This is a genomic window from Kineococcus auxinigenes (genome assembly GCF_050871525.1).
Taxonomy (GTDB): domain Bacteria; phylum Actinomycetota; class Actinomycetes; order Actinomycetales; family Kineococcaceae; genus Kineococcus.
Map to the genome: position 1 here is coordinate 75,160 of NZ_JBKBCT010000004.1, position 24,620 is coordinate 99,779.

At 76.6% G+C, this 24,620-nt stretch carries 24 protein-coding genes; 13 read left to right on the forward strand and 11 right to left on the reverse strand.

All coding sequences use genetic code 11. The annotated features are described in order from the left end of the window. Window positions 1–16 precede the first annotated feature (16 nt). Window positions 17–1,105 (reverse strand): alkene reductase, encoded by a 1,089-nt coding sequence (locus tag ACRYR9_RS03140; RefSeq protein ID WP_432492209.1) that lies wholly within the window; start codon window positions 1,103–1,105, stop codon window positions 17–19. Window positions 1,106–1,240: 135 nt separating this feature from the next. Between ACRYR9_RS03140 and ACRYR9_RS03145 the strand changes: the two genes are divergently transcribed. From ACRYR9_RS03145 to ACRYR9_RS03155, 3 genes are read left to right on the forward strand one after another with little or no spacing between them, the layout of a single operon-like run. Continuing rightward, window positions 1,241–1,603, forward strand: a complete 363-nt coding sequence (locus ACRYR9_RS03145; protein WP_432492211.1) for a hypothetical protein — start codon at window positions 1,241–1,243, stop codon at window positions 1,601–1,603. Beyond that, entirely contained in the window at window positions 1,600–2,046 is a 447-nt protein-coding gene (locus ACRYR9_RS03150) for a hypothetical protein (protein WP_432492215.1), read from the forward strand. The genes ACRYR9_RS03145 and ACRYR9_RS03150 overlap by 4 nt, the downstream gene beginning before the upstream one ends. Continuing rightward, on the forward strand, window positions 2,043–3,248 hold the full coding sequence (locus ACRYR9_RS03155) for an MFS transporter (protein ID WP_432492217.1): 1,206 nt from the start codon (window positions 2,043–2,045) through the stop codon (window positions 3,246–3,248). Before ACRYR9_RS03150 ends, ACRYR9_RS03155 begins: the two co-directional genes overlap by 4 nt. A 3-nt stretch (window positions 3,249–3,251) precedes the next feature. Here ACRYR9_RS03155 and ACRYR9_RS03160 read toward each other — a convergent pair whose 3' ends face one another. Both ACRYR9_RS03160 and ACRYR9_RS03165 read right to left on the reverse strand, forming a co-directional pair. Further along, complete coding sequence (locus tag ACRYR9_RS03160) at window positions 3,252–3,638, reverse strand: ATP-binding protein (protein ID WP_432492219.1); 387 nt, start codon at window positions 3,636–3,638, stop codon at window positions 3,252–3,254. Between the two features lie 197 nt (window positions 3,639–3,835). Then, on the reverse strand, window positions 3,836–4,453 hold the full coding sequence (locus ACRYR9_RS03165) for a TMEM165/GDT1 family protein (protein WP_432492221.1): 618 nt from the start codon (window positions 4,451–4,453) through the stop codon (window positions 3,836–3,838). Window positions 4,454–4,917: 464 nt separating this feature from the next. Between ACRYR9_RS03165 and ACRYR9_RS03170 the strand changes: the two genes are divergently transcribed. From ACRYR9_RS03170 to ACRYR9_RS03180, 3 genes are all read left to right on the forward strand, one after another. Next, window positions 4,918–5,706 carry a sulfite exporter TauE/SafE family protein gene (locus ACRYR9_RS03170; protein WP_432492223.1) on the forward strand — a complete coding sequence of 263 codons (789 nt, stop codon included), beginning with the start codon at window positions 4,918–4,920 and terminating at the stop codon, window positions 5,704–5,706. A 92-nt stretch (window positions 5,707–5,798) separates the two neighbouring features. Then, a complete protein-coding gene (locus tag ACRYR9_RS03175; RefSeq protein WP_432492225.1) occupies window positions 5,799–7,964 on the forward strand; it encodes a SpoIIE family protein phosphatase in 2,166 nt (721 codons plus the stop codon). Window positions 7,965–8,177: 213 nt separating this feature from the next. Next, window positions 8,178–8,351: a hypothetical protein gene (locus tag ACRYR9_RS03180; protein WP_432492227.1), complete on the forward strand. Its 174-nt coding sequence runs from the start codon at window positions 8,178–8,180 to the stop codon at window positions 8,349–8,351. Window positions 8,352–8,417: 66 nt separating this feature from the next. Here ACRYR9_RS03180 and ACRYR9_RS03185 read toward each other — a convergent pair whose 3' ends face one another. The 3 genes from ACRYR9_RS03185 to ACRYR9_RS03195 are packed head-to-tail and all read right to left on the reverse strand — an operon-like array spanning window position 8,418 to window position 11,501. Next, window positions 8,418–9,923, reverse strand: coding sequence for a tripartite tricarboxylate transporter permease (locus ACRYR9_RS03185; RefSeq protein WP_432492229.1), 1,506 nt, complete (start codon window positions 9,921–9,923; stop codon window positions 8,418–8,420). Window positions 9,924–9,936: 13 nt separating this feature from the next. Then, entirely contained in the window at window positions 9,937–10,524 is a 588-nt protein-coding gene (locus ACRYR9_RS03190) for a tripartite tricarboxylate transporter TctB family protein (protein ID WP_432492231.1), read from the reverse strand. Next, window positions 10,521–11,501, reverse strand: a complete 981-nt coding sequence (locus ACRYR9_RS03195) for a Bug family tripartite tricarboxylate transporter substrate binding protein (RefSeq protein ID WP_432492233.1) — start codon at window positions 11,499–11,501, stop codon at window positions 10,521–10,523. Before ACRYR9_RS03195 ends, ACRYR9_RS03190 begins: the two co-directional genes overlap by 4 nt. Before the next feature lie 192 nt (window positions 11,502–11,693). On the opposite strand from ACRYR9_RS03195, the gene ACRYR9_RS03200 reads away from it, so the two are divergent. Then, window positions 11,694–12,074: a universal stress protein gene (locus ACRYR9_RS03200; protein WP_432529725.1), complete on the forward strand. Its 381-nt coding sequence runs from the start codon at window positions 11,694–11,696 to the stop codon at window positions 12,072–12,074. A gap of 21 nt (window positions 12,075–12,095) precedes the next feature. On the opposite strand, the gene ACRYR9_RS03205 is transcribed toward ACRYR9_RS03200, so the two are convergent. Next, window positions 12,096–12,740 (reverse strand): YczE/YyaS/YitT family protein, encoded by a 645-nt coding sequence (locus ACRYR9_RS03205; RefSeq protein ID WP_432492237.1) that lies wholly within the window; start codon window positions 12,738–12,740, stop codon window positions 12,096–12,098. A gap of 219 nt (window positions 12,741–12,959) precedes the next feature. Between ACRYR9_RS03205 and gndA the strand changes: the two genes are divergently transcribed. Next, window positions 12,960–14,435 carry an NADP-dependent phosphogluconate dehydrogenase gene (gene gndA / locus ACRYR9_RS03210; RefSeq protein ID WP_432492239.1) on the forward strand — a complete coding sequence of 492 codons (1,476 nt, stop codon included), beginning with the start codon at window positions 12,960–12,962 and terminating at the stop codon, window positions 14,433–14,435. Between the two features lie 50 nt (window positions 14,436–14,485). After that, the gene (locus ACRYR9_RS03215) at window positions 14,486–15,910 is read left to right on the forward strand and encodes a glucose-6-phosphate dehydrogenase (RefSeq protein WP_432492241.1); all 1,425 of its coding nucleotides are present in this window, start codon (window positions 14,486–14,488) and stop codon (window positions 15,908–15,910) included. Between the two features lie 102 nt (window positions 15,911–16,012). On the opposite strand, the gene ACRYR9_RS03220 is transcribed toward ACRYR9_RS03215, so the two are convergent. Together ACRYR9_RS03220 and ACRYR9_RS03225 are read right to left on the reverse strand one after the other, a co-directional pair. Next, the gene (locus ACRYR9_RS03220; protein WP_432492243.1) at window positions 16,013–16,588 is read right to left on the reverse strand and encodes a Clp protease N-terminal domain-containing protein; all 576 of its coding nucleotides are present in this window, start codon (window positions 16,586–16,588) and stop codon (window positions 16,013–16,015) included. Window positions 16,589–16,628: 40 nt separating this feature from the next. Then, entirely contained in the window at window positions 16,629–16,841 is a 213-nt protein-coding gene (locus tag ACRYR9_RS03225; protein ID WP_432492245.1) for a helix-turn-helix domain-containing protein, read from the reverse strand. A 259-nt stretch (window positions 16,842–17,100) separates the two neighbouring features. On the opposite strand from ACRYR9_RS03225, the gene ACRYR9_RS03230 reads away from it, so the two are divergent. After that, window positions 17,101–17,361 carry a hypothetical protein gene (locus ACRYR9_RS03230; protein ID WP_432492247.1) on the forward strand — a complete coding sequence of 87 codons (261 nt, stop codon included), beginning with the start codon at window positions 17,101–17,103 and terminating at the stop codon, window positions 17,359–17,361. A gap of 12 nt (window positions 17,362–17,373) precedes the next feature. Here the strand turns inward: ACRYR9_RS03230 and ACRYR9_RS03235 are convergent, their stop codons facing one another. Together ACRYR9_RS03235 and ACRYR9_RS03240 are read right to left on the reverse strand one after the other, a co-directional pair. Further along, window positions 17,374–18,414, reverse strand: coding sequence for an HAD-IA family hydrolase (locus ACRYR9_RS03235; protein ID WP_432492249.1), 1,041 nt, complete (start codon window positions 18,412–18,414; stop codon window positions 17,374–17,376). A 42-nt stretch (window positions 18,415–18,456) separates the two neighbouring features. After that, window positions 18,457–18,864, reverse strand: a complete 408-nt coding sequence (locus tag ACRYR9_RS03240; protein WP_432492251.1) for an SSI family serine proteinase inhibitor — start codon at window positions 18,862–18,864, stop codon at window positions 18,457–18,459. A gap of 355 nt (window positions 18,865–19,219) precedes the next feature. Between ACRYR9_RS03240 and ACRYR9_RS03245 the strand changes: the two genes are divergently transcribed. From ACRYR9_RS03245 to ACRYR9_RS03255, 3 genes are all read left to right on the forward strand, one after another. Next, window positions 19,220–21,586 (forward strand): ABC transporter ATP-binding protein, encoded by a 2,367-nt coding sequence (locus tag ACRYR9_RS03245; protein ID WP_432492253.1) that lies wholly within the window; start codon window positions 19,220–19,222, stop codon window positions 21,584–21,586. Beyond that, the gene (locus ACRYR9_RS03250) at window positions 21,586–22,359 is read left to right on the forward strand and encodes an energy-coupling factor transporter transmembrane component T family protein (RefSeq protein ID WP_432492255.1); all 774 of its coding nucleotides are present in this window, start codon (window positions 21,586–21,588) and stop codon (window positions 22,357–22,359) included. Before ACRYR9_RS03245 ends, ACRYR9_RS03250 begins: the two co-directional genes overlap by 1 nt. 160 nt (window positions 22,360–22,519) lie before the next feature. After that, complete coding sequence (locus ACRYR9_RS03255) at window positions 22,520–24,607, forward strand: HelD family protein (RefSeq protein ID WP_432492257.1); 2,088 nt, start codon at window positions 22,520–22,522, stop codon at window positions 24,605–24,607. Window positions 24,608–24,620: the final 13 nt, after the last annotated feature.

The following is a 24,620-nucleotide window of genomic DNA, read 5'->3' on the forward strand; positions in this document are numbered from 1 at the left end:
GGCCGGGCCGTGCGCGTCAGGCGGTGGTGCGCCCGTCCAGGAACGGGTAGTCGGTGTACCCCGTCGCACCGGGCGCGTAGAACGTCGCCGGGTTCGGCTCGTTCTCCGGGTGGCCGCCGGCCCAGCGCTCCACCAGGTCCGGGTTCGCGATGACCATGCGTCCCACCGCGACCGAGTCGGCGACGCCGTCGGCGATCAGGTCCACGGCGTCCTGGCGGGTGGTGACCACGCCGAAACCGCTGTTCGCCATCAAGTGGCCCTCGAACCGCTTGCGCAGGCCCTGCACCAGGTCCCCGGCGGGGTCGGGGTGCAGGACGCTGAGGTACGCCAGGCCCAGCGGGCGCAGACCCTCCACGAGCGCCTGGTACGTGTCCTCCACGTCGGCGGGGTCCTGCTCCCAGGCGTCCTGGATGTTGTGGGCGGGCGAGGTGCGGATGCCCACCCGGCCCGCGCCGATCGCCTCGGCGACCGCGGTGGCGACCTCGATGCTCAGGCGGGCACGGTTCTCCGGCGAGCCGCCGTACTCGTCGTCGCGCCGGTTCGAGCCCGGGGCGAGGAACTCGTGCAGCAGGTAGCCGTTGGCGCTGTGGACCTCCACGCCGTCCAGGCCCGCCGCCACTGCGCGCCGCGCCGCCGCGACGAACTCGTCGACCACGGAGCGGACCTCCGCGGTGCTCAGCGCGTGCGGCACCGGGTACGGCGCCTTGGAGCCGTCCGGCAGGTGCGCCTCGCCCTGGATCGCGATCGCGCTGGGCGCCACGATCCGGTCGGTCCCGGTGATGGCGGTGTGCGAGACGCGCCCGCCGTGCATGACCTGCATGAACAGGCGCCCGCCGCGCGCGTGCACCGCCTCGGCCACGCGCCGCCACCCGTCGACGTGCGCGTCGGTGACGATGCCGGGCTGACCCGCGTACGCGCGCGACTCCGCGCTCGGGTAGGTGCCCTCCGTGACGATCAGTCCGGTGCTCGCGCGCTGCGCGTAGTGCTGCGCGATCAGCTCGTTCGGCGTGCCGTCGGCCTCCGCGCGCATCCGCGTCAGCGGCGCCATGACGACGCGGTTGGGCAGCTGCAGGTCGCCCAGGGTCACGGGCGAGAACAGGTCCACGGGATCGGTGTCCTTCCGTCGAGGGGCGGCGGGGGTGCCCGCCGCACGCCGGTGCCAACCCGGTTGCCGGGAGCATCCTTCCCGGCCTCACCCGGGCGGCGGCTCCCGGCCGGCGGGCTCGTAGAGTCGACGACCGTGTCCTCGACCCTCGTCGCCGTCGTCTGCGGCCTGGCCGCGGTGATGGGCGGCTGGGCGGCCCTGACCGCCGCCCGCGACCGCCGCGTCGGCCGGGCCCACCTGGCCGGGCTGGCCGTGGTGGAGCTGGCCGTCCTCGTCCTCGTCGCCGCCGGGGTCGCCGACCTCGTGCGCGGCCCGCGCCCCGTCGAGCTGGCCACCTCCGTCGCCTACCTCGTCGTCGCGCCCCTCGTGCTGCCCGCCGGCGCGTTCTGGTCGCTCGCCGACCGCTCCCGCGCCAGCGTCCTGGTCCTGCTCGTGGCGTGCCTGGCCGTCGTCGTCATCGCCTACCGCGCGTTCCTGCTGTTCCAGGTGACGCGGTGAGCGCCCCCGGACCCGGCGCGCGCGGCACCGCCACCGGGCTGGGCCGCGTCCTCGTCGCCCTGTACGCCGTCTTCGCCGTCGCCGCCGTCTCGCGCGCCGGCGTGCAGATCGCCACCCGCTTCGGCGAGGCGCCGCTGGCGTACGCGCTGTCCGCGCTCGCCGGGCTCGTGTACGTCGCCGCCACCCTGGGCCTGGCCCGCACCGGCCCGCGCTGGCGGCGCACCGCCTGGGTCGCGTGCACCGTGGAGCTGCTCGGCGTCCTCGCCGTCGGCACCCTCAGCCTCGCCGACGCGGCCGCGTTCCCCGACGACACCGTCTGGTCCGCCTACGGGCGCGGCTACCTGTTCATCCCCCTGGTGCTGCCCGTGCTCGGGCTGGTCTACCTGCGCTCGGAGTCGCAGCACGGGTCGCAGCACGGGTCGCGGCGCACCGCCCGGCCGTGAGCACCCCCACCGCCGTGCCGTCCCGGCGCGCCGTCGCCGTGCTGCTCGTCGCGCTCCTGCTCACGGCGGCGTCCATGCGCTCGCCCCTGACGGGCGTGGGCCCGGTGCTGGCCGCCGTGTCCGCCGACACCGGCCTGGGCGCCGCCGCCGCCGGCCTGCTGACGTCCCTGCCGCTGATCGCGTTCGCCGTGGCCTCCGGGGTCGTGCCCCGCGTGGCGGGTCGCCTGGGCGTGCAGCCCACCGTCGTGGCCGCCCTGGTGGCGCTCGTGGCCGGGGCGGCGCTGCGCTGGGTGCCCGGCACCGCGCCGCTGTTCGCCGGCACGGCCCTGATCGGCGTCGCCATCGCCGTCACCAACGTCCTGCTGCCCGTGGTGGTGCGCACCGCCTTCGCCGCCCGCCTCGCCCTGGTCACCAGCGGCTACCTCGTCGTGATGCAGCTGGCCGGCGGCGTGGCGTCCGGCACGGCGGTGCCGCTGAGCGCGCACCTGCCCGGCGGGTGGCGCACCGCCCTGGCGGTGTGGGCGCTGCCGGCGCTGGCCGCGGCCGTGCTGTGGGTGCCGCTGCTGCGCGCCGGGCGGGGCGGGCCGGCCGGCGCGCGCCGGGCGCCGGTGCCGTGGCGCTCCCCGCTGGCGTGGGCGGTGACGGCCCACATGGGTGCGCAGTCGCTCGTCTTCTACTGCCTGCTGACGTGGCTGCCCACCCTGCTGCGCGAGCGCGCGGGGCTGGACCCGGTGGCGGCCGGCTGGCAGCTCACGCTGCTGCAGGCCGCCGGGGTCACCGCCAGCTTCGTCGTCCCGGCGCTGACCCGCGGTCCGGCGGCCACCCGCCGCACGATGGTGGGCGCCGCGCTGGTGGAGCTCACCGGCATCGCCCTGCTGCTGACCGCCACGGGCCCGGCCGCGGCCGTCCTCGCCACCGCGGGGGTCGCCCTGGTCGGTGCGGGCGGGGGAGCGGCGCTGGTGCTGGCGCTCGCGGCGACCGCCTCGCGCGCCGCCGACGCGGCCGGGGCGGTCGCCCTGTCCGGCATGGCGCAGTCGGCGGGGTACCTGCTGGCCGCGGCGGGGCCGGTGCTGGCGGGCGCCCTGCACTCGGCCACCGGCTCGTGGGTGCCGCCGCTGGTGCTCGTGGCCGTGGCCGCGACCGCCCAGGCGGTGGCGGCGCGGCGGGCCGGTGCCGACGAGGTGGTCCGCACCGCGGGCTGAGCCTCACGCGGTGGCGAGCTCGAACCACACCTTCTTGCCCAGGGGGCCCTCGTCCAGCTCGGTGCCCCAGCGGCTGGAGAGCAGCTCCACCATCGCCATGCCGCGCCCGCTCTCGGCGTCGGCGCGCTGGGCGCCGATGAGGGGCATGCCGCCGCCCTCGTCGGAGACCTCCAGGCGCAGCGAGGCGCCGGCGCGGGCCAGCGCCACGCGCACCATGCCCGAGCCGTGCACGACGGCGTTGGTGACGACCTCGCTGGACAGCAGCAGCAGCGCGTCCACGGTGTCCTCGGTGACCTCCGAGGCCTTCACCCACGGCGCGCACCACTCCGTGATGAGCCAGCGGGCCACGCCCACGGAGCGCGGGGACGGCGGGAGGACAACGAGGAACACCGCCCCTCGACCTCCCGCTGCCCTCGGGCGCCGCGGCGGGTCCGCGACGCGTGGTCCGTCACGCGCGTGACGTGTGAGCACAGTCATCGCGGCGTGACTGACAGTCAATCACCCGATCGGCCGGTTGTCCCCGTGCACCCGGCCCTCGGCCCGTCGAGCCGCACCGGCGGGTCGGACCAGCGGGTCGCACCGGCGGGTCAGACCGGCAGGTCCACGCCCGCGACCTCCAGGACCGTCAGGACGGCCAGCACCGCGCAGACCACGCCGCCCAGCCGGCTCACCGTCGCCACGCTCAGCCGGCGCATCAGGGTCGCACCGGCCGCCGCGGCCAGGGCGGAGACCACCAGCAGCGCCGCCCACGCCCCCGCGAACACCGAGGCCGGGTCCTCGTACCGGGCCGCCAGGCCCGCGGTGAACAGCTGCGACAGGTCCCCCCACTCGGCCAGGAACACCACCCCGAAGCACGTCAGGACGGCCCGCAGGCCCCGCGCGCCGCCACGCACCCTGCGCTCGTACTCGTGCAGCGCCTCCTCCTCGGCGGCCCGCGCCTTCGCCGCGCCGCGGAACAGGGTGACCGCACCCACCGCGAACAGCAGCGCCGCCACGGCCGCCACCGGGCGGTCCGGCAGCTGCGCCAGCAGCCGGCCCGCGAGCACGGCGATGCCGGTCTGCACCGCGAACGCCAGCGCCACGCCCACCCACGCGGTCAGCGGGCGGAAGCGGGTGGCCAGCACGAGGGTCGCCACGAACGTCTTGTCGGGCAGTTCCAGCAACAGCACGGGCAGGAAGCTGGCCAGGACGACGGCGGCATCCACGGTGGGCGGTTCCTCTCCGGCGCCGCGCGCCGCGGCGGGAGCCCGGCACGCACGCGCCACGGGCACCCCGGCGCGCGCCGGCGGTGCGTGGGCGTGAACGGTGCCGAAGGTCTCGCCCACCCGCGCTGCGGGCCCACCGGCCGGGCCCGGGGGCCAGCGTGTCGACCGGTGACGTGCGGGCTACTCCCCCTCGTCGCGACCATTCCAGCACACCCGCCGCGGCCGGGGGAAATCCTCCGCGGGTGATCGTCCCGGTGTCCGCGGTGCTGGGGGAGTCATTGCGCTGCAACGGATCAGGGCACCCGGTTCTTCGGGGCGCTGCCCGTGCGGCCCGCGGCCCACCGGCCGGCGGTGGACCGGCGCGCCCGGCTCGCGGGTTCGGCGCGGCGAAACGCCCGCACCCGGCGGCCCTGCCACGCTGTGCCGGTGCTGCGACCCCCCACCCCGCGCGCGGACGGCCGCCCGTGAGCGCCGAGACCCTCGCCGCGCTCGGCCCGGCCACCCTGGCCCTGCTCGTCCTGGCCGCCTTCGCCGCCGGCTGGATCGACGCCGTCGTCGGCGGCGGCGGCCTGGTGCAGCTGCCCGCGCTGCTGCTGGTGCCGGGCATGGACCCCGTGCAGGCCCTGGCCACCAACAAGCTCGCCGGGGCGATGGGCACCGGCACCAGCGCCGCCACCTACTACCGCCGCGTGCACCCGCCGCTGCGCACCGCGGTGCCCACCGCGCTCGTGGCGGCCCTCGGCGCCGCCGGCGGGGCGCTGTGCGCGGCGGCCGTGCCCGACGGCGTCCTCACCCCCGTCATCCTCGTCGCCCTCGTCCTGGTGGCGGTGTACACGCTGCTCAAGCCCGACCTGGGCGGCGTCACCGCGCTGCGCTTCAGCGGGCACCGGCACACCGTGGTGGCCGCCCTCACCGGCGCCGTCATCGGCTTCTACGACGGCATCGCCGGCCCCGGCACCGGCGCCTTCCTCGTCTTCGCCCTCGTCGGCCTGCTCGGCTACGCGTTCCTGCAGGCCAGTGCCACCGCCAAGATCGTCAACCTCGCCACCAACGTGGGCGCGCTGGTCGTCTTCGCCGCCCACGGCGCCGTGCTGTGGCGGCTCGGGCTGCTCATGGGCGCCGCCAACCTCCTGGGCGGCTACCTGGGGGCCCGCACCGCCGTCGCCGCGGGCAGCCGGTTCGTGCGCGTGGTCTTCCTCGTCGTCGTCGCCGTCCTCGTCGTCCGCCTCGGCGGGCAGGTCCTGGCCGGCTGAGCCGCGGTCCCCGGGCGTTCCCCGCGCCCGCACGGCTCACCTACCCTGGACGTCGGCCGGGACCGACCCGCCCGGGCGGGCGAGCGGGGGACGTGGTGGGCGCTGTGCCGCCGGGCGACGGCGACGAGCTGCAGCTCACCGTCGAGCACGAGTCCGAGCGGCTGCGCTGGCAGCTGGCGATCTCCGCCGGCGGTGTCGGCGGCTTCGACTGGGACCTCCTCAGCGGGCGCCTGGCCTGGGACGACCGCCTCGTGGAGCTGTTCGGCTACGACCGCGCCGCCTTCCGCGGGTCCATCGAGGCGTTCGAGGAGCGCCTGCACCCCGACGACCTGCCGCGCGTGCGCCAGGCGCTCGCGGAGTGCGCCGAGACGTGCGGGGAGTTCGAGGCGGAGTACCGCGTGGTGCGCCCCCACGGCGGCACGCGCTGGGTGCAGGCCCGCGGGCGCGCGCTGAGCGACGAGTCCGGCCGTGCGGTGCGCATCCTCGGCGCCGCCTACGACACCACCGACGCCCACGACGCCGGCGCCCGCACCGCCCGCGTGCTGGAGACCATGTCGGCGGCCTTCTTCTCCCTGGACGCCGACTGGCGCTTCAGCTACGTCAACGCCGAGGCCGAGCGGCTGCTGGGGCGCTCCCGCGAGGAGCTGATCGGCGGGGTGGTGTGGGAGCTGTTCCCCGACGCGGTCGGCGCCCTGTTCGAGGAGGAGTACCGCCGCGCAGCGGCCACCGGTGAGCCGGGGGCGTTCGAGGCGTACTACCCGCCCCCGCTGGACGCCTGGTACGAGGTCCGCGCCTGGCCCTCGCCCGACGGGCTGTCGGTGTACTTCCTGGACATCACCGCCCGCCGCCGCGCGCAGCAGGAGGTGGAGGCGGCGCGCCGGGAGGCCGAGGCGGCGCGCCGGCACGCCGAGGAGGCCGCCGACCGCCTGCGCCTGCTCGTGCGGGTGGGCGAGGACCTGTCCGCCACCCTGGACACCGAGGAGGCCGTCGGCCGCCTCGCCCAGCACCTCGTGCCGGCCCTGGCCGACTGGTGCCTGGTCACCCTCGTCGACGAGCACGGCACCCTGCGCGACATCGGGTCCTGGCACGCGCGCGAGGAGCTGCGGCCCGTGGTCGAGGAGTACCGCCGCGCCCGGCTGCGCGCGCTGAGCTCCGGCGCCCCCCTGTACCGCGCGCTGCGCACCGGCCGACCCGTCACGGTCGAACGCTCCGGCACCGCCGTCCTGCTGGGCGTGCTGGCGCCCGGTGAGGCGCAGGAGCTGATCCGCCGCCTGGCTCCGGAGTCGTTCGCGATGCTGCCGCTGCGGGCGCGCGGTCGCACCGTCGGGCTGGTCAGCGCGTTCCGCGGGGCCGGGCGCGTGCCGATCCCGCCGCAGGACCTGGTGACCGCCGCCCAGGTCGCCGACCGGGCCGCCCTCGCGCTGGACAACGCCCGCCTGTACACGCAGCAGCACCGCATGGCCGAGGGCCTGCAGCGCAGCCTGCTGGCGGCGCCGGTGGAGCCCGACCACCTGCAGATCGCCGTGCGGTACCAGCCCGCGGCGGCCGCCGCCCAGGTCGGCGGCGACTGGTACGACGCGTTCCTGACCCCCGACGGGGCGACCGTCCTGGTCATCGGGGACGTCATGGGTCACGACATCGAGGCCGCCGCGGCGATGAGCCAGGTGCGCAGCATGCTGCGCGGCATCGCGTACTCCAGCGGCACCGGCCCGGCCACGGTCCTGACCAGCCTGGACGCCACGATGCGGGGCCTGGCCGTGGACACCACCGCCACCGCCCTGGTGGCCCGCCTGGAGCAGGTCCTCGACGAGCGCGAGCGGGACGTGACCCGGTTGCGCTGGTCCAGCGCCGGGCACCTGCCGCCGGTGCTGCTGGCTCCCGACGGCACCGTCAGCGCCCTGGCGGCGCACCCCCCGCAGCTGCTGCTGGGCGTGGACCCCACCACCCGGCGCTCCGACGCGGCGATCGCCGTGGACCGCGGCTCGACCCTGCTGCTGTACACCGACGGGCTCGTGGAGCGACGCGGCACCTCCCTGGAGGACGGGCTCACCCACCTGCAGGACGCGGTCGCGGAACTGGCGCACCTGGAGCTGGAGGCGCTGTGCGACGAGCTGCTGGCCCGGCTGGTGCCCGCCGGGCACGACGACGACGTGGCGCTCGTCGCGGTGCGCCTGCACCCGCTGGACCGCCCGAGGCCCGCCGAGGCCGGGCCGAACCGCATCCCGCCGCACCCGCCCACCCCTCTCACGCGGAGCTGACCCGGGGGTTTCGGCACCCCACCGTGGTGGGTCCGGCACGTTGCGTGCAGCACGGCGGCCGTGCGCGCCGCCGCGGTGGCACGGCCGAGACCGGTGGGCTACACATGACGTTCCCCCGGGCCACCAGCGCCCCCCGGGGGCGCCACGACGCGGCGACACGGACGGCGCCGCGGGAGGACGGGGAGGCGGGCCGTGCCACGACGACCGGAACCCGTGCCCGACCCTCCCGGCCGGGCCCTGCGCCGGGCGATCCTGCTCAGCGAGCGCCTCGCCGCGGCCAACCGCCGCAAGGCCAGGGGCGTGGCGATCCGCCGCCTGCCGCTGGACGGCACCGTGGTCCCCCGCCGGGCACCGCGTCCGGAGCAGGAACCCGCCGCCGAGGACTGACGGCTCCCCGCCCGCTGCGGGCCCGGGCGTCTCCCGACGGCGCGAGCGCCACCCGGTCCAGGGACGTCAGACGTCGGCGCTGCGCCGCCGCCGCACCTGGCCCACCAGGGCCAGCGCCACGGCCAGCGCGAGCAGCACGTAGATGACGACCGTCACGGGGCTGGAGACCAGCGCCGTCGGGTCGCCCTGGCTGATGGCCAGGGTGTTGCGCAGGTTGGTCTCCGCGAGCGGGCCGAGGATCACCGCGATCAGCACGGGTGCCAGCGGGACGTCGTGGCGCCGCATGAGGAAGCCGAGCAGGCCGAGCAGCAGCAGCAGCACGAGGTCGACGACCGAGCCGGCGGAGGCGTAGATCCCCAGGCCGGCGAACACGGCGATGCCCGCGTAGAGGTACTGGCGGGGGATCAGCAGCAGCCGCGCCCACAGCGGCGCGAACGGCAGGTTCAGCAGCAGCAGCACGAACAACCCGATGAACAGGCTCGCGATGAGCGCCCACACGAGGTCGCCGGCGCGCTGGAACAGCAGCGGCCCGGTCTGGATGCCGAACTGCTGGAAGGCGCCCAGCAGGATCGCCGCGGTCGCCGACGTCGGCAGGCCCAGCGCCAGCAGCGCGCCCATGGCGGTGCCGGCCGTCGCGTTGCCGGCGGCTTCCGGGCCGGCGACGCCGCGGATGGCTCCCCGGCCGAACTTCGGTTCGCGGCGGCGGGCGTCGAGGCGCCGCTCCGTCCCGTAGGCGAGGAAGGTCGGCACCTCGGAGCCGCCGACGGGGATCACGCCGAAGGGCACGCCGAAGGCCGTGCCGCGCAGCCACGCGGGCAGCGCCTCGCGGAACTCCGCGCGCGAGAGGAAGGGGCGTCCCTGCACGCCGACCAGCCGGTCCCCGCTGTGCCACCGCGACCGGGAGGCGACGTGCAGCACCTCGCCGAGGGCCAGGAGCCCGACCGTGATGACGACGATGCCGACGCCGTCGAACAGCTGCGGGACCCCGAGCGTGTACCGGACGGTGCCGGTCTGCGTGTCGATGCCGATGATGCCGACGGTGAAGCCGATGACGAGCGCCGCCAGGCCCTTCAGGGCGGAGTCGGCGACGACGAAGGCCGTCGCGACGAAGGCGAACGCCGTGAGGGCGAAGAACTCGGCCGGTCCGAACGCCGAGGCGAGGCTCGCGAACACGGGCGCGCCGAGGGCGACGACGGTCGTCGCGATGAGGCCGCCGGTGAAGGCGCCGATCGCCGACGTCGCGAGCGCCTGCGCCGCGCGCCCGTCCAGGGCCATCCGGTGCCCCTCGAAGGTCGCCGCGATCGCCGAGGAGTTGCCGGGGGTGTTGAGCAGGATGCCGGTGATCGAGTCCCCGAAGAGCCCGCCGTAGTAGACGCCGGCGAACATGATCAGCGCACCGGTCGGGTCGAGCGCGAACGTCACGGGCAGCAGCAGGGCCACCGCCATCGAGGAGCCGAGGCCCGGCAGGACGCCGACGGCGGTGCCGAGCAGGGCCCCGAGGAAGACCCAGAGGAGGTTCATCGGGGAAAGGGCGGTCGAGAAACCGCCGGCGAGGTCCGCCAGGGCGTCCACGGGGGAGTCCTTCCTAGAGGGCCAGCAGACCGGCGGGCAGGTTCAGGCCGAGACCCGCACCGAAGGCCAGCTGCACGACGGACGCGACGGCGAGGGCGACGCCGAGGTCGAACAGGCGGCGCCGGCTGCCCAGCGCCTGCGCCGTGCCCCAGAACAGCCAGGTCCCGGCGATCAACCAGCCCAGCGGCACCAGCACGGCGGTGAAGACGGCGAAGGTCCCGGCGACCAGCGCCACGGAGCGCCAGTCGGTGGGGGCGGTGGGCCGGTCGCCGGCTCCCGCCGCGCCACCCACCGGGGCGGTGTCCCGGGTGCGCGCGCGGCGGCGCTCGCGCACCGCGTCGAGGGCGAGCCCGACCGCGACCACCCAGGCGAGCACCAGCACGAGCACGGGGAAGAACCGCGGGCCGGGACCGCCGTCGCCGCCCTCGTTGGCGTCCATGACGACGAGCCCGTGCGTCAGGTAGAGCGCGAAGCCCGTGACGACGGCCGCCATCGCGAACGACCCGCGCGCGGGTTCCGGGGCCGCCGGCGCCAGGGCCGTCGAACCGCCCTCCGGCGAGCCCGACGCCCCGGCCGGCGCCTCGAGCGGGGAGGGGCTCACAGGCCGGCCTCCTCGAGGATCGCCTGGATGCGGGCGACCTCCTCGTCGATGAAGGTGGTCAGCTCCTCGCCGACGAGCTCGCTGTCGACCCACCGGTTGCGCTCGAGGGTCTCCTCCCACTCCGGGGTGGCGAGGGTCTCGGTGACGATGTCGGTCAGCTCCCGGCGCTCCTCGTCGGTCAGGCCGGGCGGCGCCAGCAGGCCGCGCCAGTTGCCCTGGTGGACGTCGTAGCCGAGCTCGTACAGCGTGGGCACGCCGAGCTCGGGCTGCGGCTCGGGCGCCGAGACGGCCAGGGCGCGCAGCTCCCCGGCCTCGATCTGGTCGGCGAACTCGTTGTAGCCGCTGATGCCGACGTCGCTGGCGCCGGACAGCAGCGCCTGGATCGCCTCACCGCCACCGGAGTAGGCGATGTAGTTGACCTCCGTCGCCGGCACGCCCACGGCCAGGGCGAGCTGCGCGGCGAGCAGCTGGTCGGTGCCGCCGAGGGAGCCGCCGCCGACGGCGACGGCGCCCGGGTCCTGGCGCCAGGCGGCCACGAGGTCGTCCACCGACCGCAGCGGGGAGTCGGCGGGCACCACGATCACCTCGTAGTCGTCGGTCGTGCGGGCGATCGGCGTGACGTCGTCGATGCCGACGGGGCTGTCGTTGATCTCGACGCCGCCGACCATGACGGTGCCGGTGACCATGAGCACGTCGCCCTGGCCCTCCATCTCCTGCAGCTGCGCCAGCCCGATGGTGCCCGCGGCGCCGGGGACGTTGACCACCTGCGGGTTGGTGACGACGTCGGCCTCGCGCATGGCCGCCTGCAGCTGACGGGCCAGGGTGTCCCAGCCGCCGCCCGGTGAGGCCGGGGCGATGATCGTCAGCCCGGTGCGTGCCCCGGACAGCGTTCCCGTGCTGCGGGCGTCCCAGGCCGCCGCCCCCACGAGCGGGACCAGCAGCGCCACTCCCAGGACGCCCTTGACGCGCTTGTGCACGAGACCCTCCTCGTCGAGCGGCTCACGCCCCGCCGGGACGTGGTGGCGCGGACGCGGTCACGACGTGTAGCCGTCGGGCGCCCGAGCGCGCACGATACCCGCGGGGGCGCCGCACGGCGCCCGCCCGCGGTGCTCGTCGTGCAGGCCGAGCGGTCCGGTCGCGGGTCAGGTGGTGGAGAGGGAGTGGTGGCGGTGACGGTCCTCGTGGGCTGGTCGGGCACGGTCGAGGGCGCCGCGGCGCTGGAGCGCGGTGCCGCCGAAGCGCGGCTGCGCGACCTGCCGCTGGCGGTGCTCGACCTCACCGCCCACGACGACCACGGCGAGGCGGCCCGGCGCGCGGTGGCCGGGCTCGACCCGGCGCCGGCGTCGGCCGAGGTGCTGCGGCGCCCCGAGCACCAGGAACCGGTGGACGCCCTGCTCGACGCCGTGCCGGGCTCCGGGGCCGAGCTCGTCGTCGTCGGGACCCGGCGGCGCTCGCCCGTGGGGAAGTTCCTCCTGGGCAGCACGGCGCAGCGGATCATCCTCGGCTCGGACGTGCCCGTCCTCGTCGTCAAGGCCGGCCGGCAGCCCTGAGCGCGGGCGCTGCTGCCGCGCTCAGGTGCCCGCGCCGGGGGACTGCCGCAGCACCCGGAACGCGAACTGCGTGACCGGCCCCAGGGCCAGCGCCAGCACCACGGTGCCCACCCCGACGGGCCCGCCGAGCAGCCAGCCCACCACCAGCACCCCCACCTCGATGAGGGCGCGGGAGCGGCCCACCGGCCAGCCGCGCAGGTGGCACGCCACCATGAGGCTGTCGCGCGGGCCGCTGCCCAGCCCGGCGCCGATGTAGAGGGCGCCGCCGAACCCCAGGCAGAGCACCGAGGCCACCAGCACCGCCACGCGCACCGCCGTGGGCGCGGAACCCAGCCCGTCCAGCCACGACGAGGCCAGCAGGGCGTCCAGGGTGGCTGCGATCGCCACCACGTTGACCAGGGTGCCCAGCCGCGGGCGCACGCCCAGCAGCAGGGACACCAGGACCACCAGCACCCCCACCCCCGCCACGACGGTGCCGTAGGACAGGCCGGTGCGGTCGGCGACGCCGGCGTGCAGCACGTCCCAGGACGCCACGCCGAGGTGCACCTGCAGCGAGCCCCACACGCCGGCCGCGCACATCGCCAGGCCGGTGAGGAACTGGGCGATCCGCCGCGGCGGCGGGCGGCGCCGTCCGGGGGAGCCGGGGGGAGTGGTGCGGGTGCTCACGGCTTCCTCGTCCTGGGGTCGGCGCGGGTGCGCGCCGCTGCTTCGACGTCCGTGCCCCCAGCCTCTCAGGTGCGCGGCGGGTGCGCCCGCGGGCCGGGTGCCCGGCGGGCGGTCCTCACCGGGCCCGCGCGGGGCGGTGAGGAAGAGTTTTCGCCCCCGTCACGCCGGTGGGCGCCCGGGGGTGATGGGGCGCGCGCCGGCCGTGGAAGACTCCCGCGGGTGACCGAGACCACGCAGCAGGCGGCCGAGCAGGTGAAGGCCCAGATCGGTGTGACGGGCCTGGCGACGATGGGGCGCAACCTCGCCCGCAACATCGCCCGGCACGGGTACGTGACCGCGGTGCACAACCGCACCGACGCCAGGACGAGGGCCCTGGTGGAGGAGTTCGGGCACGAGGGCACGTTCGTGCCCGGGTACTCGGCGCAGGAGTTCGTCGACTCCCTGGAGTCCCCCCGCACCGTGATCGTCATGGTGAAGGCCGGCGGTCCCACCGACGCCGTCATCGACGAGCTGGCGCCGCTGCTGAGCGAGGGCGACATCATCGTCGACGCCGGCAACGCCCACTTCGCCGACACCCGCCGCCGCGAGGCCGCGCTGCGCGAGAAGGGCATCCACTTCGCCGGCGTGGGCGTCTCCGGCGGTGAGGAGGGCGCGCTGCTGGGCCCCTCGATCATGCCGGGCGGCTCCGAGCACTCCTACGCCAAGCTCGGCCCGATCCTCGCCGACATCGCCGTCTCCGTGGACGGCACCCCCTGCTCCACCCACGTCGGCCCGGACGGCGCCGGCCACTTCGTGAAGATGGTCCACAACGGCATCGAGTACGCCGACATGCAGCTGATCGCCGAGGCGTACGACCTGCTGCGCCACGGCCTGGGCCGCACCCCCGCCCAGCTCGCCGGGGTCTTCACGTCCTGGAACTCCGGCGACCTGGAGTCCTTCCTCATCGAGATCACCGCCCAGGTGCTCGCCAAGGACGACCCCACGCAGGACGGCGTCGCGCTGGTCGACGTGATCCTGGACGAGGCCGAGCAGAAGGGCACCGGCCGCTGGACGGTGCAGACCGCCCTGGACCTGGGCACCCCCGTCTCCGGCATCGCCGAGGCCGTCTTCGCCCGCGCCCTGTCCGGGCACGCCGAGCAGCGCCAGGCCGCGCAGGGCGTGCTGCCCGGCCCCGCCGAGCAGGACCCCTTCGTCGCTGCCGGCGACGCGGACGCGTTCGTCGACGACGTGCGCGCGGCGCTGTACGCGTCGAAGGTCGTCGCCTACGCGCAGGGCTTCGACATGATCAGGGCCGGGTCCGAGGAGTACGGCTGGGGCATCGACCCGGGCGCCATGGCGACGATCTGGCGCGGCGGCTGCATCATCCGCGCCAAGTTCCTCGACCGCATCAAGGACGCCTACGAGGCCCGCCCCGACCTGCCCTCCCTGCTGCTGGACCCGTACTTCGCCGAGGCCGTCGCGAACGGGCAGGAGGCGTGGCGGCGCGTCGTGCAGCACTCGGTGGCGCACGGCATCCCCGCGCCCGGGTTCTCCTCGGCGCTGGCCTACTACGACGGGCTGCGCCGGCCGCGCTCGTCGGCGGCGCTGGTGCAGGGTCTGCGCGACCTGTTCGGCGCGCACACCTACAAGCGCACCGACCGCCCCGGCTCCTTCCACGTGGAGTGGGCCGGCGACGGCGCCGAGCACCCCGCCTGACCCCCACGACGAGCCGAACGCACCGGAGAACACCGGAGAACGAGGACACGATGAGCGACGCGCCCGGCGAGAAGACCTCCCCCCCGACGGTCTTCGTCCTGTACGGCGCCACCGGCGACCTGGCCAAGCGCCTGGTCATGCCGGGGTTCGCGGCACTGGCGAAGGCCGGCCTGCTGCCGCAGCGGTGGGCCCTGATCGGCAGCGGCCGCCGCCCGGTCAGCGACGAGGACTACCGCGACCACGTCGTCGAGGGGCTGCGCGAGTTCGGCAAGGACCTCGACGACGACGTGCTGGAGCAGGTCGCGGCGGGGCTGCGCTTCGCCGGCGGCGGGTTCAGCGAGTCCGACCCCGGTGAGCTGCTCGACGTGCTGCAGCGGGTGCGCGGCGAGCTCGGCGAGGACGCGCAGCTGGTGCACTACCTGGCGCTGCCGCCGTCGACGTTCGAGGACTACACGCGCGCCATCGCCGCCCACGGCCTGGCCGAGGGCTCGCGCGTGGTCTACGAGAAGCCGTACGGCACCTCCCCGGAGTCGTTCGAGCAGCTCGACGAGCTGGTGCAGTCGGTCTTCGACGAGGAGCAGGTCTTCCGCATCGACCACTTCCTCGGCAAGGAGGCGACCCAGCAGCTGCACGTGCTGCGGTTCGCCAACCGGCTGTTCGAGCAGGTGTGGAGCGCCGAGCACGTCGCGCAGGTCCAGATCGACGTGCCCGAGACCCTGGGGGTGGACGAGCGCGCCCAGTTCTACGACGCCACCGGCGCCACCCTGGACATGCTCGTCACCCACCTGCTGCAGGTGGCCGCCGAGGTGGCCGCCGAGCCGCCGTCGGGGCCGGGCCCGGACGCGCTGCAGGAGGCGCGCGAGGCGGTGCTGGGGTCCTTCCGGCCGATCGACCCGGCCGAGGTGGTCCTGGGGCAGTCCAGCGGTTACCGCCACCTGGAGGACGTCGACGACGAGTCCGGCACCGACACGTTCGTGGCGGCGCGGGTGTGGGTGGACAACGAGCGCTGGCGCGGGGTGCCGTTCGTGCTGCGCACCGGCAAGAAGCTGGCCGAGTCCCACCAGCACGTCACCCTCGTGCTGCGCCCGCCGACCTCCCTGCAGCACGGCGCGGGGGAGCGCACGGACGAGCCGGAGACGATCACGTTCACGCTCAGCGGCAACGGCACCGTGTGGGCGGGGGTCACCGCCCGCCGCCCCGGCGTCTCCGACGACCTCGTGCCGGGCCGGCTGCACCTGGACCTGGCCGAGCTGCCCGACGCGGAGCCGCTGCCGCCGTACGCGTCGCTGCTGCGCGACGTCCTCATCGGCGACCGGGCGCTGTTCACCACCTCCACGGGCCTGCGCGACGCGTGGAAGGTCGTGACGCCGCTGCTGCAGCAGCGCGGGGAGCTGCACCCCTACGAGCCGGGCACGTGGGGCCCGGAGGCGGCCGACGAGCTGGCCGCCCCCTACGGCTGGCTCACCCAGCACTGATCCCACCCTCCGGCGGACCTTCCCTCCACGCGGTGATCATGCACGGTTGAACCCTCAACCTTGCATGATCACCGCGGGGGTGGGGTGAGGTGGGGCGACGGGTCAGGCGGAGCGGCGCAAGGCCTCGACGACGGCGTCCCGGGCGCGCTCGGCGTCCAGGTCGACGCCGGTGGCGGCCAGGGCGCGTGCGGCCGAGCCGTCCTGGCGCAGCAGTCCGAGCAGCAGGTGCTCGGTGCCGATGTAGTTGTGCCGCAAGCTCAGCGCGGCCTTCAGGGACTCCTCCAGGGCCTTCTTCGCCGGCCGGGTGAAGGGGACGTGGCCGCTCGACGGGCCGCTGCCGGTCAGCCGGCCCAGCAGGCCGCGGCGCCGGCGGGTGGGCCGGTCGAGGGCGCCGGGTCCGAAGGTCTCCTCCGCCCGGGAGCGCACGGCGTCCAGGTCGATGCCGAGGGAGCGCAGCGCGGCGGCGTCCTCATCCGGCCCGCGGTGGTGGGCGACGTGCTCGCGCAGCCGGGCGGGGTCGGCGCCGGCGTCGCGCAGCACGCGGGCCGCGACGCCCTCGCCCTCCAGCAGCGCCAGCAGCAGGTGGTCGTCGCCGATCTCGCGGTGCCCCAGGTCGCGGGCGACCTGCTGGGCGCCCACGACGGCGTCGCGGGCTCTGGGGGTGAAGCGTTCGAACACGGGGTCCTCCTGCGCGTCTCGGGTGTCACGTCTCGGGGTGTCAGTCGCGGGTGGAGTGCTTGCGGTGCGCGGCCTGCTTGGACACGCCCAGCGCGCCGGCGATGTCGGCCCACGACCAGCCGAGGTCCCGGGCCCGCTGGACCTGCAGGTGCTCGAGCTGCTCCACGAGGCGGCGCAGCGCCGCGACGGCGCGCAGCCCCACGGCGGGGTCGGGGTCGCTCCCCGCGCTGACGAGGGTGTCCGGTTCGGCCATGCGTCATCATGTGTTGACGCCTCCCCTCCCGTCAATCCCTGTTGACGACTTCGTCATCACCCCGCCGTGATCTTGCACGGTTGAGCGTTCAATCGTGCAAGATCACGGCGGGAGGGGGTGGAGCGGTCAGGGGAGGGGTCCACCCGGGGGATGAGCAGGGGATTCACACCCCGGGCCGATGCTCCTCACCGCCCGCGCGGCGCACCCTGGAGGAACCGGGGCGGGTGGTCCGCACCGGGGAACCGGGGGAGGGGTCGCCGTGGACGTGCTGACGGGGGTGCTGGTGGTCCTGGGGGCGCTGGTGGGGGCCGGGGTCCTGGTGGCCGCCGCGCTGGCCGGCCGGGCCGCCGAGGAGGGGCGCCGGGACGGGCGGCTGCTGGTCGCCCCGCGCGGCGCCGGGTACGGCGAGGCGAGCCGGCTGGCGGTCGAGGCCGAGCGCGCCGAGCGCGCCGCGCACGCCGAGGTCGTGCACCTGGACGAGCACCGCGCCCGCCGCCGGCGCAGTCACCGCGCCGCCTGAGCGGCCGCCCGCTCAGGCCGGGGGTGCCGGGTCCGCCGCGAGGTGGGCCGCCAGCTCCAGCAGCGTGGTGATGCGCGCGCCCTCCCCGGCGGGGCCGGTCCCGGAGCGGTCCAGGTGCACCGCGCGCAGGCCCGCGGCCCGCGCACCGAGCACGTCCACGGCGTGCTCGTCGCCCACGTGCAGGGTCCGCCCCGGCGCGACGCCCAGGCGCTCGCACGCCGCGAGGAACGCTTCCGGGCGGGGCTTCGCCACCCCCAGCTCCTCCGCGGTCAGCACCGGTCCGAGCCGGCCGGTCAGGCCGATCGCCTCGATCTTCGCGTTCTGCTGCTCGCGCGGGCCGTTGGTGAGGACCGCGGTGCGCAGCCCGGCCGCCCGCACCGCCTCCAGCGCCTCGCCGACGTCGTCGTAGGCGGCCCAGGCGCGCTCGTACGCGCGCAGGAACCCGCCGGTGAACATCGCGTCGAGCGCGGCGTCGTCGCCGACGGGCACGCCCAGCAGCGGCAGCACGTCGCGCAACCGGCGGCGGCGCTGCTCGGCGAAACCGATCTCCCCCTCGCGCCAGGCGCGGAAGTGCCGCTCCTCGGCCGCCGCCCACGCCGCCTCCACCTCGGCGGTGCACTCCAGGCCCAGGGAGCCCACCCACCCGCGCAGCCCGGCCAGCGTCGCCGCCGGGTGGTCGAGGAGCGTGCCGTCCAGGTCGAACACCACGGCCGCCGGCGTCATGCGGCGAGCCCACGGCACCTCCCCGGCCCCGGCTCCGGCCTCGGCCGGCGGGGTCGCGCGGGCCAGGGCCGCGAGCGCCTGCGCCAGCGAGGGGGTGCCGGTGGAGCGGAACACCTCGGTCCCGTCGTCCGTGCGCACGAGCACCGTGGGCGTGCTGGTGATCCCCGCCGCCCGCCCGCGCGCGGGCTCCTCGGCGACGTCGACTTCCGTCAGCCGGGCCCGCGGCACCAGCCGGACGGCTTCGGTGAGCACGGCGCGTGCGCTGCGGCAGGGACCGCAGAACGCGGAGCTGAACAGTTCGACGACCACGCCGGGGGAACGCCGCCGCACCCCCGCGCCCTTCCGGAGCGCCGGGTCGGGACGGGCGGCGGGTCAGGACGGCGCGTCGAGGGAGGTCGGCCCGGCCGGCTGCGCGCCGGGGCTCAGCAGCGACGCGAGCGCGTTCCAGCGCGCGACCTCGCAGCCGTCGGTGCGGTCGAACTGCGCGGAGACCTCCTGGCCGTCCCACGTGCCGGTCACCGTGGCGCGCTGCGGGCCGCCGTAGACCTGCGTGCAGGCGGTGTCCGGCGGCACGGGGGCGAACGGCGCCTCCGCGGCGGCGAGCGCCGCGCACGCGGCCGCCGGGTCCGGGTGGGTGCCGCCCGTGGTGCCGTCCGACGAGCAGGTCAGGGTCCAGGTGCTCGTGCCCCCCGCGCCGTCGTCGACCGTCACCGTCAGGGACGACGGCCCGGTCGGCGCGGGGGCCGCCGCACCGCTGGACGTGCTGGACGTGCTGTTCACCGCTGGTCCTCCCGCCTGCTGCTGACCGCACCCCGCGCCGCTCGCGAGCACCAGGGCGGTCAGGGCCACCGCACCCCGCGCGCGTCGCCGCACCGTGCCGCCCATCGTCGCCTCCCGCCCCGGCGACCGCCTCCCGGTCACCGCTCGTGGTGGGACGCGGGACCCCGGGCCGCGGTTCCCGCCGGGGGCCGGGACCCCGCCGGTTTCACCGCGGTTTCCGAGCAGCGCCACCCGTTCGCCACCGCAGCCGCGGCTGCCGTTCACCCGTCGCGGGCACTGAGGGGGTGCAACGCGTCCGGAAAGCCCCGAGGTGCGCGGTCACGCGCGCCGAGAGCCCGACGGTGGTGGTTCGCCCGTGAACGAGAGCAGCTCGGCCAGGACGACGATCGTGGCGGTCCTGTGCGCGACGATCTTCTTCCTGGCCCTGACGATCCTCGAGGCCGTGCCGGAGATCCCGGTCGACATCGACGCCAAACCCTTCTTCATCCCCGTGGCCCTCGCGGCGCTGGTGCCGCTGGGCCGCCCCGTGCTCGCGGTGGCGGTCGGCGCCATGGGCGGGGAGTTCATGCGCGACATGCTCGAGGGCTACGAGATCGACGACGCCCTCGGCGCCGTGGGGTACCTGGCGGCGTTCACCCTCGCCGGGTACGTCGTCGGCGACCGGCCCCTCAGCAGGGTGCGGCTGGTCGTGGCGACGCTGCTGGCGGCCGCCGTGCACGCCGTCGTCGAGGCGGCGTCGCTGCTGGTGTTCGACTCCGAGCTCATCGGCATCGCGGTGTGGTCCGCGGTGGGCAACACGATCGGCGACGGCCTGCTGCTGGGGGTGCTGCCCGTCCTCGGCCTGGTGCCGGTGCTCTACGGGCGCATCGAGCGGTACCTGGGTTTCGAGCCCCGCGGTGCCGACCGGTACGGCGACCGCATCGCGCCGGTGCCGCGCACCCGGCCCACCGTCGAGGGGGGCGCGCCGCGGCCTCGCGCGCGTGCCGCCCGCGGGGAGGGGGGCGGGCCGTGGGCGGTCACCGCGACCGGGCTGACCTTCCACTACCCGACCAGCGACGTGCCCGCCCTCGACGCGGTGGACCTGCGCCTGGCCCCGGGGGAGGTCGTCGGCCTGGCGGGCCCGCCCGGAGCCGGCAAGACGACGCTGGCGATGGCGCTGGCGGGCCTGCTGCCCGACGTGACCGGCGGGCGCGTCAGCGGTGAGGTGCACGCCGAGGGCGGCGTGGGCATCGTCTTCGACGACCCCGGCGGGCAGCTGACCCAGCTGCGGGCGCTCTCCGAGGTCGCCGAGCCGCTGCGCACCCGCGGCGCCGGCCCGCAGGAGGCCGAGCGCGAGGCCCGCCGCCTGCTGGAGGTCGTCGGCCTGGGGGCGGAGGACCTGACCCGCCGGTGGGTGTGGGAGCTGGCCGAGGGCCAGCAGGTGCTGCTGGCCCTGGCCGCGACCCTCGCCACCCGCCCGCGGATCCTCGTCCTGGACGCGGTGATGGGCCACCTCGACGGCGAGCACCGCGAGCGCCTGATGCGGGTGCTGCGCGAGGAGGCCGCCGGCGCCGCCGTCGTGCTCGTCGAGCAGGACGTCGCCCTGCTCGCGGAGGCCGCGCAGCGCCTCGTCGTGCTCTCGGCCGGTCGGGTCGTCGCCGACGGCACGCTGAGCGAGCTGCTCGTCGACGACCGGGTGCGCGAGCTGGCGGACCTGGCCGCGCCCGTGGAGCTGACGGCCGCGCGCGAGCTGGGCCTGGCGGGGTCCCCGCTGACGACGCGGGACTTCGCCGACCTCGTCCGCGGGCACCGACCGGCGCGCGCCGGCGACGGGAACGGGAACGGCCACGCGGACGGCCACCGCGAGCCCCCGTGGGCGCACGACGCCCCCCGGGTGCGGGTGCGCGGCCTGGACTTCTCCTACCTCGACCGCTCCCCGGCCCTGCGCGGCGTCGACCTGGAGGTGCGCCCGGGGGAGGTGCACGCCGTGGTCGGGCGCACGGGAGCCGGCAAGAGCACCCTCGTGCGGATCCTCGGCGGTCTGCTGGAGCCGGTGGCCGGGTCGGTGGCCGTCGACGACCAGGACGTCACGGCCGTGCACCCGGCGGACCTGGCCCTGCGGGTGGCCACCGTGCCGCAGGGCGCCGACCAGGCCCTGTCGCGCCGCCGCGTGCGCGACGAGATCGCGTTCTCGCTGCGCGAGCGCGGGCGCACCGAGGCCGTGGGGGAGCGGGTGGAGGCCGCCCGCCGGCTCGTGGGGCTGCCCGAGGACGTGCTCGACGCCGACCCCGTCCTGCTGCCGCGGGCGCACCGGCGGCTGGTCGCGCTGGCCGCCGCGCTCGTGGTCGAACCGTCCGTCGTGGTGCTGGACGCGCCCTTCACCGGGCTCGGGCCGGGGACCGCGGCCCGGGTGCGCGCGGCGGTCGCCGAGCTGCGCGCGCGCGGCGCGGCCGTCCTGATCACGGAGCACGACGTGGAGGCGCTCGCCGAGGTCGTGGACACGGTGACGCTGCTGCACCACGGCGCCGTCGTCGTGCAGGGGCCGCTGCGCGAGGTGCTGCGCGGCGAGCGCCGCGAGCTGCTGACCGCGCGGCGGCTGGAGCTGCCGCGCGCCGGGGTGCTCGGCGAGGCCGTCGGGGTGCAGGCCTGCACCGTGGCCGACCTCGTCGAGGCCCTGTCCGCCCCCGCCGTGCCGGCTCCGACCGCCGTGCCGGCTCCGACCGCACCCGCCCGGGAGGCCTGATGTCCGCTCGCGTGCCCGTCCTCTACACCGGCCGCGACACGGTCGTGAACCGCCGCGACCCGCGCGTGAAGCTGCTGGTGCTGGCGCTGCTGTTCGTCTTCGTCTTCGTGGCCCCCAGCACGCAGTGGATGCTGGTGCCCGTCGTCGCCGGGCTGGTGACCGCGGTGCTGGCGCGCACCCCGTGGCGCTGGCTGGCGGTGCTGTGGGGCATCCACGTGCCCACGTTCATCGCCCTCATCGTCATCGGCGGGTGGGGCTCGCTGACCGCCGGCGACCTCGGCGGGCTGGTGACCGCGGCCGGTGCGGAGGCGCGGCTGGTGCTGGCGTGGACGGGCACGATCCTGCTCAGCGTCAGCGTGTTCTCCGCGCTCGACCCCGACGACACCGCCCGGGGCCTGCGCGGTCTGGGCCTGCCGGCGGTCGTCTCGTTCGCGGTGGGCCTGTGCTACCGGCTGCTGTACACGACGCTGACGGAGGCCGTGCAGCTCACCGAGCACATGCGCCTGCGCGGGGTCCGGCTGCAGGCGCGCCGGCCGCTGCGGTTCGTGCGCGACGCGCTGCAGGTGTCCCTGCCGCTGCTGTTCGGCGTGGTGCGGCGCGGGCCGCTGCTGATGGCGACGATGCGGTTGCGCGGTTTCGCGAGCGACCCGCAGCTGGGGCGGCCGGGTGTCGCGGACGTCGCCGTGGTGGTGGTGGCCCTCGCCCTGGTGGCCGGTGCGGCGCTGGCGCGCTGGGGCGCGCTGCCGGCGAACCCCGTCGCGCTGGGGGGCTGACGCTGGCGCTCCCGCGCGGGTACCGTGGGGCGTTTGGCCGGTTCTGGCTCCTCGGCTCGTCCCCTGAGAATCCTCCCGCGAACCGCTCCGTGATCGCAAGGTTGTTGTCCTGCAACGATTCTGGCAGGATCGGCGGGCTCCCCGGAACCCTGGAGGAACCGTGCCCGCCCCCGCCCGGGGAACCCCCGGAACCCCCGACGTGCTCGCCGCCGAGCAGCGCCACCTCGACCGCGCCCGCGCCGAACTGGTCCGCATGCGCGAGCACACGCTCTCCCTGACCGCCGACGGCGGCGACCCGATCGCCGACGCCGCCCTCGCCCGCGTCCTGGACCGCCGCGCCGCGAGCCTCGTGGACGACCCCGCCACCGCCCTGTTCTTCGGCCGCACCGACCACGACTCCGGCGAGGTCCTGCACATCGGCCGCCGCCACGTCACCGACTCCGCCGGCGACCCCGTCGTCGTGGACTGGCGCGCCGACGTCTCCCGCGGCTTCTACCGGGCCAGCCGCGCCGAGCGCGGCGACGTGCGGCTGCGCCGCCGCTTCGGCGTCGAGCACGGCCGCCTCACCGCCCACGAGGACGAGCACCTCACCGACCCCGTGCCCGGCGAGGACGAGCGCGCCTCGGCGATCCTCGCCCGCGAGGTCGAGCGCCCCCGTTCCGGCCCCATGCGCGACATCGTCGCCACCATCCAGCCCGAGCAGGACGCCCTCGTGCGCGCCGACGCGGCCACCACCGTGTGCGTGCAGGGCGCCCCCGGCACCGGCAAGACCGCCGTGGGCCTGCACCGCGCCGCGTGGCTGCTGTACGCGCACCGCGAGCGCCTCACCCGCCAGGGCGTCCTCGTCGTGGGCCCCAGCACCGCGTTCCTGCAGCACATCGGTGCCGTGCTGCCCGCGCTGGGGGAGGTGCGGGTGGAGCAGGCCACCGTCACCGGCCTCGTCACCCGCCCCGGCGGTGGCCGGAAGGACGTCGCCGTGCGCGCCGCCGAACCCGCCGCGGTGGCCGCCCTCAAGGGCGACGCGCGCCTGGCCGAGGTCGTCCGCCGCGCCGTGTGGGCGGCGGTGGGCGACCCCGCGCAGGTCCTCGACGGCGGCGCGTTCGTGCTGCCGCGCGGCTCGCGGCGCTGGCGGGTCCCCGGGTACCGGGTGCGCGAGCTGCTCGACGAGCTCGCCTCGCGGGGCATCCGCTACGAGGCCGCCCGCGCCCTGCTGCCCCAGCGCCTCGCCCACGCCGTCCTGCAGCTGTTCGAGGCCGCCGGCGACTCCCCCGACGACGCCGTCCAGGACGCCGTCGCCCGCAGCGCCGACGTCAAGCGCGCCGTGAACCGCCTGCTGCCCGCCCAGGACGCCGCGAAGGTCCTGCACCGGCTGCTGTCCGACGCGGACTTCCTCGCCGCCTGCTCCGGCGGCGTCCTCGACGACGCCGAGCGCGCCCTCCTGCTGTGGGAGAGGCCCCCGCGCAGCGCCGGCACCGCCCGCTGGAGCCAGGCCGACGCCGTCCTGATCGACGAGATCGCCGACCAGCTCACCCGCACCGCCTCGCGCGCCCACGTCGTCCTCGACGAGGCGCAGGACCTGTCCCCGATGCAGCTGCGCGCCGTGGGCCGGCGCTGCTCCACCGGCGCCGCCACCGTCCTGGGCGACATCGCCCAGGGCACCACCCCGTGGTCGGCGCGCTCCTGGCCCGACGTGCTCGAGCACCTCGGCAAGCCCGGCGGCCACGTGGAGGTCCTCGACCGCGGCTTCCGCGTGCCCTCCGCCGTCCTCGACTACGCCGCCCGCCTGCTGCCGGCCATCGCCCCGGAGCTGACCGTGCCGCGCTCGGTGCGCCCCGACCCGGGCCGCCTCGACGTGCTGACCGTCGACGCGGACGCGAGGGAGGACGCGCTGGCGCGGGCCGTCGCCGTCGTCGCGGACCTGCTGCGCGAGGAGGGCTCCGTCGGCGTCGTCGTCGCCGACGCCGCCACCGACGCCGCAGCCGGCGCCCTCGCCGCCGCCGGTGTGCCCACCACCCGCCTCGACGCGGTGCGCGAGGACGACGGGCTCCCCGAGCGGGTGTCCCTCGTGCCCGCCACCCTCGTCAAGGGCCTGGAGTTCGACCGCGTCGTCGTGCTCGAACCCGCCGACGTCGTGGCCGGCGAACCCGACGAGCGCACCGGCCTGCGCCGCCTCTACGTGGCGCTGACCCGCGCCGTGTCCGCCCTCACCGTCGTGCACGCCCGGCCCCTGCCCGAGCGGCTGCGCTGAGCCGTAGGCTCCC